This is a genomic window from Arthrobacter sp. zg-Y1116 (assembly GCF_024385485.1).
Classification (GTDB): domain Bacteria; phylum Actinomycetota; class Actinomycetes; order Actinomycetales; family Micrococcaceae; genus Arthrobacter_B.
In genome coordinates this window covers 1109228-1121135 of the sequence record NZ_JANFLR010000001.1, presented here as the reverse complement: position 1 = coordinate 1121135, position 11908 = coordinate 1109228, and the positions used below count along the sequence as shown (strand labels likewise).

Sequence of the window (11908 nt, the reverse complement as noted above, 5' to 3'; positions counted from 1 at the left end):
GCGTCGGGTGTATCCGCCCGCGTGCGCCGAGCCGGCAGGCCGGCGGACTTTGAAAAGACAGGACGGACACCATGGAGCTTGTTCCGAACAATTCCCTCAAGTGCGCCACCCCGGAGGAAGGCCGGCAGCTGGCCATTCAACTGGCGCTGCAGACCGCCTTTGCCATCCAGCCGGACGGGCAGGCGGAGCACATCATCCGGGATGCCTATGCCAACAACCCGGACGGCATCATTGCGGCCTCACACGTGGTTGCCACAGAGTTCGCGACCGTTGCGGCCGCGAACAACTACTGGCGCTAGTCCTCCGGCCCGCCTGCCCCGACCGCCTAGGCGTACAGCCGGCTGAGGAACCGGGCAATGACTGCCGGGCGCTCCTGGCCCTCGATTTCGATGGTGAGGTCCGCGACCACGTGCAGGCCGTTGCCCTTGACCTCCTGGACCTCGGCGATCGCGGCGGTCATCCGGATCCGGGAACCGACCTTCACCGGCGAGGTGAAGCGGACCTTGTCCAGGCCGTAGTTGACCTTTGTCTTGACGCCCGTCACGTCGAACAGCTCGCCCCACATCGGGATCAGCAGTGACAGCGTCAGGAAGCCGTGGGCTATCGGGGCGCCGAAAGGGCCGTCCTTGGCCCGCTCCGGATCCACGTGGATCCACTGATGGTCGTCGGTGGCATCGGCAAACAGGTCCACCTGCCCCTGGGTAATGTCGCGGTACGCCGAGGTGCCGAGGTTCTTGCCGATGAGGTCCTTGACCTCTTCGAACGCTACGACGGTCTGGGCGGAGGCGGGTGCTTCAGTCATGGAAACTCCTAGGTTGCTGGACGGATACGGCGGAGCGTGTCAGGCGAAGGCGCTCTTGCCGGTGACTGCGCGGCCTACGACCAGCGCATTGATTTCGTGGGTTCCCTCGTAGGAATAGACGGCCTCGGCGTCGGCGTGGAAACGGGCGACGTCGGTGGCCAGGGTGATCCCGTTGCCGCCGACCACTTCGCGGGCCAGGGCAACGGTTTCACGCATGTGCAGGCTGATCCACATCTTCGCCAGGGCGGAATCCTCATCCCGGAAAATCCCTTCCTGCTGGCGCTCCGCGAGGCCTGCCACCAGGTTCAGGGACGCGGTGACGTTGCCCAGCATGCGGGCAAGTTTTTCCTGGACCAGCTGGAAGCTGCCCAGCGACCGGCCGAACTGTTCGCGGCTGCGCACGTACCGCAGGGCAGCTTCGTATGCTCCGGCCTGGATGCCGGTGGCAATCCAGGCCACGTCGGACCGCATGGCCCGCAGCATCGCCGCGACGTCCTTAAAGGAGTTCACGTTGCCGAGCCGCCGGGATTCAGGAACACGGACACCGTCGAGGTAAATATCGGCGTTCTGCATCATCCGCAGAGACGTTTTGCCGCGGATCTTTTCGAGCCGCACCCCGGCTGCTTCGCGGTCCACGAGGAACCCCTTGACCTGTCCGTCGGCGCTGTCCCGGGCGAAGACGGCCAGGTAGTCGGCGGTGAACGCCCCGCCGATCCACCGCTTGGCGCCGTCCAGGATCCACTCCTCGCCGTCGCGGCGTGCCGACGTCGCCAACCCGCCGGCAATGTCCGAACCGTGCTCGGGCTCGGTCAGGCAGAACACGCCGGTCATCTCAAAGGAGGTGATCAACGGATCCCACTGGGCGAACTGCTCCGGCGTTCCGCCTACCCGGCACGCGGTGCGGAACAGCCCGGCCTGCGCGGTGTAGTAGGTGGCAAGCGAGGCGTCGGTGCGGGCCAGTTCGAAGATCCGGAAGCCGTGGTAGAGCGCGCGGGGTTCGGCGCCGTCCGCGGTGAGTTCCTCCGGCACCATCAGGTTCAGCTCCCGCAGCGGGCCGTCCAATTGGTACGGGAACTCCCCGGCCTCCCAGTATTCCGCCAGCAGCGGCCGGGCTGAGTCCTCGAGTACCCGGCGCAGGCGCCGCAGCGGAGCCTTCTCCGCCTCGGTCAGCCGCCCCTCGACGTTGAACGGATCGCAGTCCGGGTACAGGCGCGGCTCGGTCAGCAGCCCGGTCATGCGCTTTCCCCTGCGCTGGCGGCGCCGGCGGCAGCACCGGCAGCGGTATCCAGCCCGAGCAGGCGCACCGCGTTGTCCTTCAGGATCTTCGGGCGTACTTCATCCTTGAAACTCTGCTGCTCAAAGGCACCCAGCCACTTCTGCGGGGAGATCAGCGGATAGTCGGTGCCGAACAGGACCTTGTCGGCCAGCATCGAGTTGGAAGCCCGGACCAGGGACTCCGGGAAGTACTTCGGCGACCAGCCGGACAGATCGATCCAGACGTTGGCCTTGTGGGTGGCAATGGAGTTGGCTTCGTCCTGCCACGGCACGGAGGGGTGGGCCATGATGACCTGCAGCTCCGGGAAATCCGCGGCGACGGCGTCGAGCAGCATCGGGTTCGAATACGCAAGCTTGATGCCGTAGCCGCCGGGCAGCCCGGCCCCCATGCCGTTCTGCCCGGTGTGGAACAGGGCCGGGACGCCCAGGGCGGAGATGGCCTCGTAGATCGGATAGAACTGCTGGTCCGAAGGATCGAAGCCCTGCAGCGAAGGGTGGAACTTGAAGCCCTTGACCCCGTAGTCCTCCACCAGCATCCGCGCCCGGTCCACGGCGCGGCTGCCCTGCAGCGGATCCACTGAGCCGAAGGGGATCAGTACGTCGTTGTTGCGCGCCGCGCCCTCGGCAATCTCCTCGATGGAGTTCGGTTCATGGCCCAGCGCGGTGGTGGCATCCACGGTGAAAACGACGGCGGCCATCCGCCATTCGCGGTACCGCTCGGCGATGGTGTCCAGGGAGGGGCTGCGGTCCTCGGACTTGAAGTACTTGGCCGACGCCTCGGTGAGGGCTGCCGGCAGCGACGCGTGGCCGTGGTCGGAGCACTCGATGTGCACGTGCATGTCGATGGCGTCCAGGGACGCGAGGTCCAAGCCGTATTCGTAGCGCATATCGGTCTCCGTCCCTACCGGGCCTGCGGTTCGGGCTGCAGTTCCTCGGGCAGCGGAGGCATCTTCTCGCCGACCGGCTGCAGGTTCCCCTCCAGGAGCGCCGGGAACTGCTCGCGCAGGGCCTCAAACGTCCAACCGCCCTCACGGTATTCGGTGACCACGGGTACGGGGTGGGAGAAGATCTGCAGCCGGTCGCCGCCGGCGCCGATGACCTGCCCGGTGATCCCCGCCGCGTCGTCGGAGGCCAGGTACGCAACCAGCCCGGCGACGTCGGCGGAGGTGCCGAAACCCAGGTCCTTGCGGAAGAAGTCCGGCATCGGTTCGCCGCGGCGGTCAGCCTCGACGGCGGCACGGAAGTAGGGGACAGTCTCGGTCATGGCGGTGGCGGCCACGGGAATGACGGCGTTGGCGGTGACGCCGGCCTTGCGCATTTCCAGCGCCCAGGTGCGGACCATGCCGACAATGCCGGCCTTGGCGGCGGCGTAGTTGGTCTGCCCGAAGTTGCCGTACTGGCCGGTGGGGGAGCCGATGGTGATGATCCGGCCGGCCACGTTGTTTTCCTTGAAATACCGGTAGGCCTCGCGGGCGCAGGTGAACGTTCCGCGCAGATGCACCTGGATCACGAGGTCAAAATCCTCGTCCGTCATCTTCAGCAGCGACTTGTCCCGCAGCACACCCGCGTTGGTGACCAGGATGTCCAGGCGACCGAAGGCGGACACGGCGCCTTCCACCAGGGCTACGGCGGCCTCCGTGGTGCCTACCGGGGCGACGACGGCGACGGCCCGGCCTCCGGCGGAAGTAATCATTTCGACGGCGCGGTCCGCTGTTTCCTGGACCACGTCATTGATAACGACGGCGGCGCCCTGGCGGGCGAGTTCGGCGGCGTAGGCCAGCCCGAGGCCCTGGCCGGAGCCGGTGACAACGGCGACCTTTCCGGCGAGTGCACCAGTGGATTCAGTGGTCATGCGAAGCTCCTTTGCTCAGGCCGGCCGCATGTGACTGCGGCCACGTTGCGGCGGTATTCCCATTCCACGGCATATCATTGAAAAAGTCAACAGTTAATATCCTCACTTATTGGGAGAAGCGACTATCTCCTAGGATGGGGTTCTGACCGTGCCCCTGCCGAAGGATCAAACACTCCATGAGCACCTTCCCTGACGGCGTTGCCGCCCGCTTCGCCGCTACCGATCTCGGTGCCGAACCCGTCTTCCTGATGGCCCGCGCCGCGTCCATGGGCTCGGCCGAGGCCAACCGCCGGCTGGCCGACCTCGGCCTGAAGGTGCGCCACTACTCCGTGCTGTCCCTGGCCTGCAGCGGAGCGGCGCCAACACAGCGGGAGCTGAGCCAGTTCCTGGTGCTGGATCCCAGTCAGATCGTGGCCATCATCGACGAGCTGGAGAGCCGCGGCGCCGTCGAACGCCAGACCGACCCCCGGGACCGCCGCTCAAAGGTCATTGCGCCCACCAAGGACGGAGACGAGCTGTATGCACGGGCCAGGGAGGCAGTGGTCGGAGCCACAGCGGCCTCCATGGCGCAGCTCTCCGCCGCCGAACAGGACGAACTCCGCCGGCTGTTGCAGCAGGTTGCTTTCTAGCTGCCGCGGGCTGGGCCGGGGAGTGTCATCCCGCTTCCGGGACAGACCCCTGAAGCGGGGGGCCGGACGCCGTAGTGCCGCATCCTCTAGCAGCGGAGGACGCGGCACTGTTTTGAGGCGGGGTCAGTGCTCGTGCGTCTCCAGGTCATAGTCCTTGGACTCGCGGGTCAGCAGGATGAAGATGGCACTGATCAGTGCCATTCCGGCCAGGTACCAGACCACGGGCCCGGTGTCCCGGCCGCTGGAGGCATAGATCGAGGACAGGATGCCGGGTGTGAAGCCGGCACCGAGCAGGGTGGCGAACTGGTAGCCCAGGGACGCACCGGTGTACCGGGCGGTGGTGCCGAACTGTTCGGAGATGAACGCGGCCAGCGGTCCGTAAATGGCGGCATGGAAGAGCAAGCCCAGCATAAAGACGGCGAAGATCAGCCAGACGTTGCCCGTCGACAGCCAGGAGAACATCGGGAAGATCATGGCGATGAACAGCACCAGGCCGGCGACCATGACCGGACGGCGGCCCAGCCGGTCGGAGAGCCGGCCCATACCCACCACGAACGCGACGCTGAGGATGGAAGCGGCGGCGAAGACGTAGAGGACCGACTGGCGCTCGGCTCCGTGTTCGACGGCGTAGCTCACGGCGAAGGTGGCCAGGAATACCTGCAGGGCAAAGCCCGAGGCTCCGCCGAGCATGGTGAAAATCAACGCACGCGGCCGGCGCAGCACCTGCAGGATCGGCAGCTTGGGCTTGGCGTAGCCCTGATCGGCTGCTTCCTTCTCCACGGCTGCCTTGAAAATGGGGCTTTCGGAAACGCGGGAACGTACAAAGAGTCCCACCACAAGGAGCAGCGCCGAGAGCAGGAACGGAACCCGCCAGCCCCAGGACAGGAACTGGTCCTCCGGCATGGAGGCGAAGAGGCCCAGGATGAACGTGCCGAGGGCCGCACCGGTGGGGGCTCCGGCATTGGTGAAGGAGGCGGCGAATCCGCGTTTCCCCTTCGCTGAGTGCTCCAGTGCCATGAGGGCGGCTCCGCCCCATTCGCCGCCTACGGCAATGCCCTGGCAGACGCGCAGCAGGATCAGGATCACGGCGCCCCAGGAACCAATGGTGTTGGCGCTGGGGATCAGGCCGATCAGGGTGGAGGCGATGCCCATGATGAGCATCGACAGAATAAGCATCTTCTTGCGGCCCAGCCGGTCACCGAAGTGCCCGAACACGGCACCGCCCAGCGGCCGGGCAAGATAGCCGGCGGCGAAGGTGCCGTAGGAGGCGATGGTGCCGGCCAGCGGATCCAGGTTGGTGAAGAAGACATGCGGGAACACCAGTGCCGAGGCGGAGGCGTAAAGCAGGAAGTCGTAGAACTCGATGGTCGAGCCGAGGTAGCTGGAGAGAATGACCCGGCGGGCCTCGTTCTTTCCGGTGCGCAGCGCCGGGGCGGCCGGAGCGTCAGGAGCGGATGACATGGTTTCCTTCGAAGGGGAGTGATGGATGGCGGGGTTGCGGGCCGGGACCTGCTCAGGCACCGGCACGCAGGACGTGCTTTTGGATCTTGCCGGTCGCGGTGCGGGGAAGCTCGGTAACGACGTTGATCCGGCGCGGCAGCTTGTAGGTGGCCAGCCGCTGGCTCAGCTGGGTGCGGAGGTCCTCGCTGGTGCGGGAGTCGCCGTCGGCCAGGACAATGAAGGCCAATCCGGTTTCGCCCCACTTCGAGTCGGGGATGCCGATGACCGCTGCATCCCGGACGCCGGGGATGTTCAGCAGAGCGTTTTCCACTTCGGCGGGATAAACGTTCTCGCCGCCGGAAATGTACATGTCCTTGATCCGGTCCTTGATGTACATGTATCCGTCTTCGTCCACGACGGCGATGTCACCGGAGTGATACCAACCGTCAGCAAGTGCCTTGGCGGTTTCTTCCGGCTTGTTCCAGTAACCGGACATCACGTTGGGGCCCCGGACGATCACTTCTCCGGGCGCACCCGGCGGCACGGGCTTGCCGTCGAAATCCACCACCTGATGCTCCGTGAAGAAATGCGAACGGCCCGCTGAGCCGGCTTTCGTAACGCCGTCACGTGCCTCGAGCATGCACACCCCGGGACCGGTCTCCGTCATGCCGAAGCCCTGCATGATGGCCGCCCCCTTGCCCGCCCAGGTGCGGATCATCCGTTCGGGGACCGGTGATCCTCCCACCATGAATCCACGAACCGAGGACAAATCCGCATCGGCAAACCCGGGGTGCTCGCTGAGTGCATCGAGCATGGCCGGAACCATGAAGGAGGAGGTGACTCGGGAAGCGGCGATTTCGCGCAGTACGGCCTCCGGCTTGAAGGAGCGGTGGATGATGATCCGGCCGCCCAGGGTGAAGGCGGGCAGGGTCATCATGTTCAACCCGGCAATATGGAACAGCGGCGCCACGGCCAGGTGCACCTCGTCCTGCCGCAGATCGACGCCGATCAGCGCGTTCACGTACTGGTAGAACAGATTCTGGTGCGAAAGCATCGCGCCCTTCGGCCGGCCGGTGGTGCCGGAGGTGTACATAATCAGGGCGAGATCCTCCATCTCGACGCCGTCCGGCACCGGATCCTCGCTGCCGGCGGAGAGGAAGTCTTCGAACCCGGTTCCCGGCCCGCCGCCGTCCACGCTCAGCCACCGCTCGACGTCGAGCTCCGCGGCGAGCTGTTCAATGTTCTCCCGCTGCTCATCGGTGTAGACCACGGCCCTGGCACCGCAGTCGCGCAGGATGTAGTCCACCTCGGCCTGCCGCAGGCGCGGATTGACCAGGACGCAGGCGGCGCCGATCAGGCCGGCGGCAAAGAAGGTTTCCAACAGGGCCGGATGGTTGAAGCCGACGTAGGCCACGCGGTCTCCGCGGCGGATCCCGGCGTTGAGCAGGGCATTGGCCAGCTGGCGGACGCGGCGGTCCACGTCCGCGTAGCTCCACTCGCGACCCTCGAACACGATCGCCGGATCATGCGGGCGTACCTTTGCCCGCCGTGCCGGCCAGGAACCGATTCCCAGATTCACCATGACTCCTTTGTCGTGAGCTAGTTCACATCAAAACCATTGGAACAGCAATCTATTGATAAAGTCAATGATTGTTGAAGCGGACGACGGCGAAGGTGTTGGGCGCCCGGCGCGGTCGAAGATGATCGAGGCCTGACCGGAATGCTGGCGAGGGGCCGGATATCAACGGGCTGAATCCCGCCGCCGGCATCTCCCTGGTGCGCGTGCCGCTGGCCCTCAGCTGCTTTTGAGAATTCTCAAAGCAACAAGTTCGAGGATGGTAACCGTCAGCAAACCACTTATTCGGAGGTGAAACAGCACCATGGGTATAGGCAGCGGAGCTCGGAAAGTCATCGTCTGGGGCGGCGGTGCCCTTGCCGGTGTGGGCCTGCTGGTTGCCAGTTTTTTTGCGGGTACCGCCGTAGCGGAGAACCCGGAGTTTGAGCAGGCCGGCTCCACCGCCCAGGAACAGGACGCCGGGGACAACGAGAGCCGGGACTTCTTCGACGAGCAGGACGAGCAGGACACCCGGGACGAGCAGGACACCCGGGACGAGGAACGCCCGGATGCCGACGGCGAGGCGGAACAGGGTCCGGACGGCCAAGGTCCCGAGCAGAAGGACCCGGACGCCGAGGAGGGTGAAGGCCGGTACGACGACGACGGCCGCCACCACGGCCGGCACCATGACGACGGCCACCACGTCGGCGGACCGGATGAGGACCGGGAGAACCAAAGCGGGGACGGATCGGCCCCGGCGTAGTTTCCGCAGTCAAAGGGCCGGGTGCAGCGGCACCCGGCCCTTTCTGTGTCGAGCGACCGGTTCGCTCGTGTTCTTGAAGTTCATCGCGCGGATTTCGGTATCCTGCCGCGCCCTGAAGTGGAACCATGGCAAAAAGGGCCGGCGGACAAATCGATCAGGAATCAAGAAGCGCCTTCCGCCCGCCCGCCGGTAGCGTGAGGGAACACCGGACAGGACAGCAGCAGGGAAAGTGCGATGAGTGTCGTATCAGCAGCCGTGGACAAGGACGGAGGATCCGGCCGGGCATTGGAGAACTCCCGCCGGCTCGCCGACCTGGCCCGACTGCGTCGGGTGCGGGACCGGATCGACCGAGAGTATGCCAAGCCACTGGATGTCGAAGCGCTGGCACGCGGGGTATTTATGTCGGCCGGACACCTCAGCCGCCAGTTCCGCCTGGCCTACGGGGAATCGCCGTATTCGTATCTCATGACCCGGCGCATTGAACGGGCCATGACGCTGCTGCGCTGCAGCACCCGGAGCGTCACCGACGTGTGCTTCGCCGTGGGGTGCTCCTCGCCGGGTACCTTCAGCACACGCTTTACCGAGCTGGTGGGGGTCCCGCCGGGAACCTATCGGCGGCTGGCTGCAGAGCAGGAGCCGGACCTGCCGGGGTGCGTGAGGCGCACCGTGCAAAGACCGATCAGGAAAGGGCGGTTTTCGCCGTCCCAGAGAGGGTGAGCCCGATGGACATCTCCATCAATGCGGTATTTCTTCCCCAGACCGATCCCGATGCTTCGCTGGCGTTCTACCGCGACGTGCTGGGCTTCGAGGTCCGCAACGATGTCGGCTACGGCGACATGCGGTGGATCACGGTGGGGCCGCCGGACCAGCCGGGAACTTCCATTGTGCTGGAGCCGCCCGCAGCGGACCCCGGCATCACTGACGCCGAGCGCAGGACCATCGAGGAAATGATGGCCAAGGGCACCTATGCCGGGATGATGCTGGCAACTGCCGATCTGGACGCGGCATTCGAGCGCGCCGTCGCCGGCGGAGCGGAGGTGGTCCAGGAGCCCATGGAGCAGGACTGGGGAGCGAGGGACTGCGCGCTGCGGGACCCGGCGGGCAATCAGCTGCGGATCCAGGAACTGCGGTAGCCTCCCGGCCCTACTCCCGGCGCGGCTCGGGCACCAGGTCCAGGAGGTGGGTTTCCACGTAGTCCAGGGCCAGGCGCACCGCACCGGTGGGCACCAGCATGGTGCCCAGGTTCGAAACGGCGACCCGGGGCGGTTTCACCACGTACCCGTTCAGCTCACGCGTCATGGCGGGCAGCAGGGCAGTGGCCGACGCCGCCACCGCGCCGCCGATCACGATCAGCCGAGGATCGAAGAACGAGGACACCAGTGCCAGTACCCGGGCCATCCGGCGGGCAATCCGGTCCAGGATTTCTTCGGCCACCGGGTCTCCGGCCTCGGCCGCTTCGAACACCAGCCGGGCCGAGGCGCGGTTGGTATCCGGTCCCACGAGTTCGCGGATGCGGCCGTTGTGCCCTTCCTTCAGTGCGGCACTGCCCCAAAGGCGGGCAAGCTTGGCAATGCCGTCCTCGTTGCCTACGCCTTCCACCAGGTCCAGCGCACCCATGGCGCCGGTGCCGCCGGTCGCACCGTGCAGCAGGCGGCCGGACTCGATGATGCCGCTGCCGAGGCGCTCGCCGGCCAGGATCACCGCCAGGTCGTTTTCGCCCGCGCCCACCCCGCGCCAGCGTTCGGCGAGGGCTGCCAGCTTGGCATCGTTTTCCACGAGCAGCGGCCAGCCGCGGGAATCGCTGAAGATGGTGCTCAGTCCGAGATCGAACATCGGCGCCACCTCCTGCCCCGGGGCGACGTCGCCGGCGCCGGTGACCTGCGCGGCGATGCCCATCCCCGCGCACAGCACGGCCGACGGGGAAATCCCTGCGTCCTGCAGGGCGGCATCGACGGCCTCGGTGACCACGCGCCGTCGTTGTTCCGGTTCGCCGCCGTGACGCGGGAACCGTGCCTCCGATTCGCCGACGACGGCGCCCGCGAGGTCGGCGACCAGTACCCGGACGGTGGCGATGCCGACGTCGAGCCCCAGGACATAGCCGGCACTTTCGTTGAATTCGAACCGGCGGGCGGGCCGGCCTTTTTGCCGGTCGATGCGCGGGGACTCCGTTTCCCGGGCCCAGCCTCGGGCAATCAGGTCATCACACACGGCAATGACGGTGGCGCGGGTCAGGCCGGTGGCGTTGATCAGGTCGGTGCCCGTGACGGAGGGGGCAGCACGGAGCACCTCCAGCACCGCGCGCAGGTTGGTGCGGCGCAGTAGCTGCGGAGTGTTTGCTGAGGCGTCCATGGAAGTGCCCTTTGACGTGTGGCGGTAATAACAGCATAATTATAGGAGACAATAAATTTAGTTCCTAAATTTAGTTTCAGCATCAAGGAGGCACCAGTGACGGTACGCGTCGGAATCAACGGTTTTGGTCGGATTGGCCGCAATTACCTGCGGGCAGCCCTGCAGCACGGCGAAGGGTTCGAGGTTGTCGCAGTCAACGACCTTGGCGACCCCGCGCAGCTGGCCCACCTGCTCAAGTACGATTCGGTAGCCGGACGCCTGGCCGAGAAGGTCACCGTCGAAGACGGAAACCTCGTGGTCGGCGGCCACACCATCAAGGTCTTCGCTGAGCGCGATCCCAGCAACCTGCCCTGGGCCGACCTCAACGTGGACATCGTCATCGAATCCACCGGCTTCTTCACCAACGCCGAGGATGCACGCAAGCACATCTCCGCCGGCGCCAAGAAGGTCCTGGTTTCCGCACCGGCCAAGGGCGACGCGTTCACCGTGGTCATGGGCGTGAACGACGGCGACTACGACGCCGAGAAGCACGACGTCATCTCGAACGCTTCCTGCACCACCAACTGCCTGGGCCCGCTGGCCAAGGTCCTGAACGACGCCTTCGGCATCGAAAAGGGCCTCATGACCACCGTGCACGCCTACACGGCAGACCAGAACCTGCAGGACGGCCCGCACAAGGACCTGCGCCGCGCCCGTGCCGCAGCACTGAACATGGTTCCCACCTCCACCGGTGCCGCCAAGGCCATCGGCCTGGTCCTGCCGGAACTGAAGGGCAAGCTGGACGGCTTCGCCATCCGCGTTCCCGTCCCCACCGGTTCCGTCACCGACCTGACCGTCACGCTGGAAAAGGAAGCCACGGTCGAGGAGATCAACGCCGCCTACGCCAAGGCTGCACAGGATCCGCGCTGGGCCGGCATCCTCACCTACACCGAGGATGAGATCGTTTCCTCGGACATCGTGGGCGATCCGTCCTCCTGCATCTTCGACTCCGGCCTGACCCGCGTCATGGGCAACCAGGTCAAGATCGTCGGCTGGTACGACAACGAGTGGGGCTACTCCAACCGCCTGGTCGACCTGACCGGACTGGTTGCTTCCAAGCTCTAACAAGCAACAACGCACGACGGCGCCGCGCCGGACTCCCTGTGAGTCCGGGCGGCGCCGTCGTCGTTTAATGTGCAGGTTGCTGAAACAGGGGAAAGACGAAAAGAAAATCGGGGGAACCGTGAACCATTTGCGGTGAGCG

General features: G+C 66.0%; 13 protein-coding genes. 6 read left to right on the top strand and 7 right to left on the bottom strand.

All coding sequences use genetic code 11. From position 1 onward, the window contains the following. The first annotated feature begins 71 nt into the window (after positions 1–71). Positions 72–299, top strand: a complete 228-nt coding sequence (locus tag NNX34_RS05320) for a hexameric tyrosine-coordinated heme protein (RefSeq protein WP_227920259.1) — start codon at positions 72–74, stop codon at positions 297–299. Between the two features lie 26 nt (positions 300–325). Here the strand turns inward: NNX34_RS05320 and NNX34_RS05315 are convergent, their stop codons facing one another. Genes NNX34_RS05315 through NNX34_RS05300 form a run of 4 tightly spaced genes read right to left on the bottom strand, consistent with a single transcriptional unit; the run spans position 326 to position 3929 of the window. Then, a complete protein-coding gene (locus NNX34_RS05315) occupies positions 326–802 on the bottom strand; it encodes a MaoC family dehydratase (protein ID WP_255765468.1) in 477 nt (158 codons plus the stop codon). A gap of 39 nt (positions 803–841) precedes the next feature. Next, positions 842–2038: an acyl-CoA dehydrogenase family protein gene (locus NNX34_RS05310; RefSeq protein WP_255765467.1), complete on the bottom strand. Its 1197-nt coding sequence runs from the start codon at positions 2036–2038 to the stop codon at positions 842–844. Beyond that, entirely contained in the window at positions 2035–2964 is a 930-nt protein-coding gene (locus NNX34_RS05305) for an amidohydrolase family protein (RefSeq protein ID WP_255765466.1), read from the bottom strand. Before NNX34_RS05305 ends, NNX34_RS05310 begins: the two co-directional genes overlap by 4 nt. A 14-nt stretch (positions 2965–2978) precedes the next feature. Then, positions 2979–3929 (bottom strand): SDR family NAD(P)-dependent oxidoreductase, encoded by a 951-nt coding sequence (locus NNX34_RS05300; RefSeq protein WP_255765465.1) that lies wholly within the window; start codon positions 3927–3929, stop codon positions 2979–2981. Between the two features lie 176 nt (positions 3930–4105). Between NNX34_RS05300 and NNX34_RS05295 the strand changes: the two genes are divergently transcribed. Then, positions 4106–4558 carry a MarR family winged helix-turn-helix transcriptional regulator gene (locus NNX34_RS05295; protein WP_255765464.1) on the top strand — a complete coding sequence of 151 codons (453 nt, stop codon included), beginning with the start codon at positions 4106–4108 and terminating at the stop codon, positions 4556–4558. A 123-nt stretch (positions 4559–4681) separates the two neighbouring features. On the opposite strand, the gene NNX34_RS05290 is transcribed toward NNX34_RS05295, so the two are convergent. After that, complete coding sequence (locus NNX34_RS05290; RefSeq protein WP_255765463.1) at positions 4682–6019, bottom strand: MFS transporter; 1338 nt, start codon at positions 6017–6019, stop codon at positions 4682–4684. Positions 6020–6071: 52 nt separating this feature from the next. Further along, on the bottom strand, positions 6072–7580 hold the full coding sequence (locus NNX34_RS05285) for a long-chain fatty acid--CoA ligase (RefSeq protein ID WP_255765462.1): 1509 nt from the start codon (positions 7578–7580) through the stop codon (positions 6072–6074). A 298-nt stretch (positions 7581–7878) separates the two neighbouring features. Here NNX34_RS05285 and NNX34_RS05280 point away from each other — a divergent pair, with 298 nt between their 5' ends. The 3 genes from NNX34_RS05280 (at position 7879) to NNX34_RS05270 (ending at position 9449) form a co-directional block, all read left to right on the top strand. Then, positions 7879–8316, top strand: a complete 438-nt coding sequence (locus NNX34_RS05280) for a hypothetical protein (protein ID WP_255765461.1) — start codon at positions 7879–7881, stop codon at positions 8314–8316. Between the two features lie 234 nt (positions 8317–8550). Further along, positions 8551–9033, top strand: coding sequence for a helix-turn-helix transcriptional regulator (locus tag NNX34_RS05275; RefSeq protein WP_255765460.1), 483 nt, complete (start codon positions 8551–8553; stop codon positions 9031–9033). Positions 9034–9038: 5 nt separating this feature from the next. Next, positions 9039–9449, top strand: coding sequence for a VOC family protein (locus NNX34_RS05270; protein WP_255765459.1), 411 nt, complete (start codon positions 9039–9041; stop codon positions 9447–9449). 10 nt (positions 9450–9459) lie between these two features. Here NNX34_RS05270 and NNX34_RS05265 read toward each other — a convergent pair whose 3' ends face one another. After that, positions 9460–10665, bottom strand: a complete 1206-nt coding sequence (locus tag NNX34_RS05265; protein WP_255765458.1) for an ROK family protein — start codon at positions 10663–10665, stop codon at positions 9460–9462. A gap of 96 nt (positions 10666–10761) precedes the next feature. On the opposite strand from NNX34_RS05265, the gene gap reads away from it, so the two are divergent. Beyond that, positions 10762–11769, top strand: a complete 1008-nt coding sequence (gap, locus tag NNX34_RS05260) for a type I glyceraldehyde-3-phosphate dehydrogenase (protein ID WP_255765457.1) — start codon at positions 10762–10764, stop codon at positions 11767–11769. Positions 11770–11908: the final 139 nt, after the last annotated feature.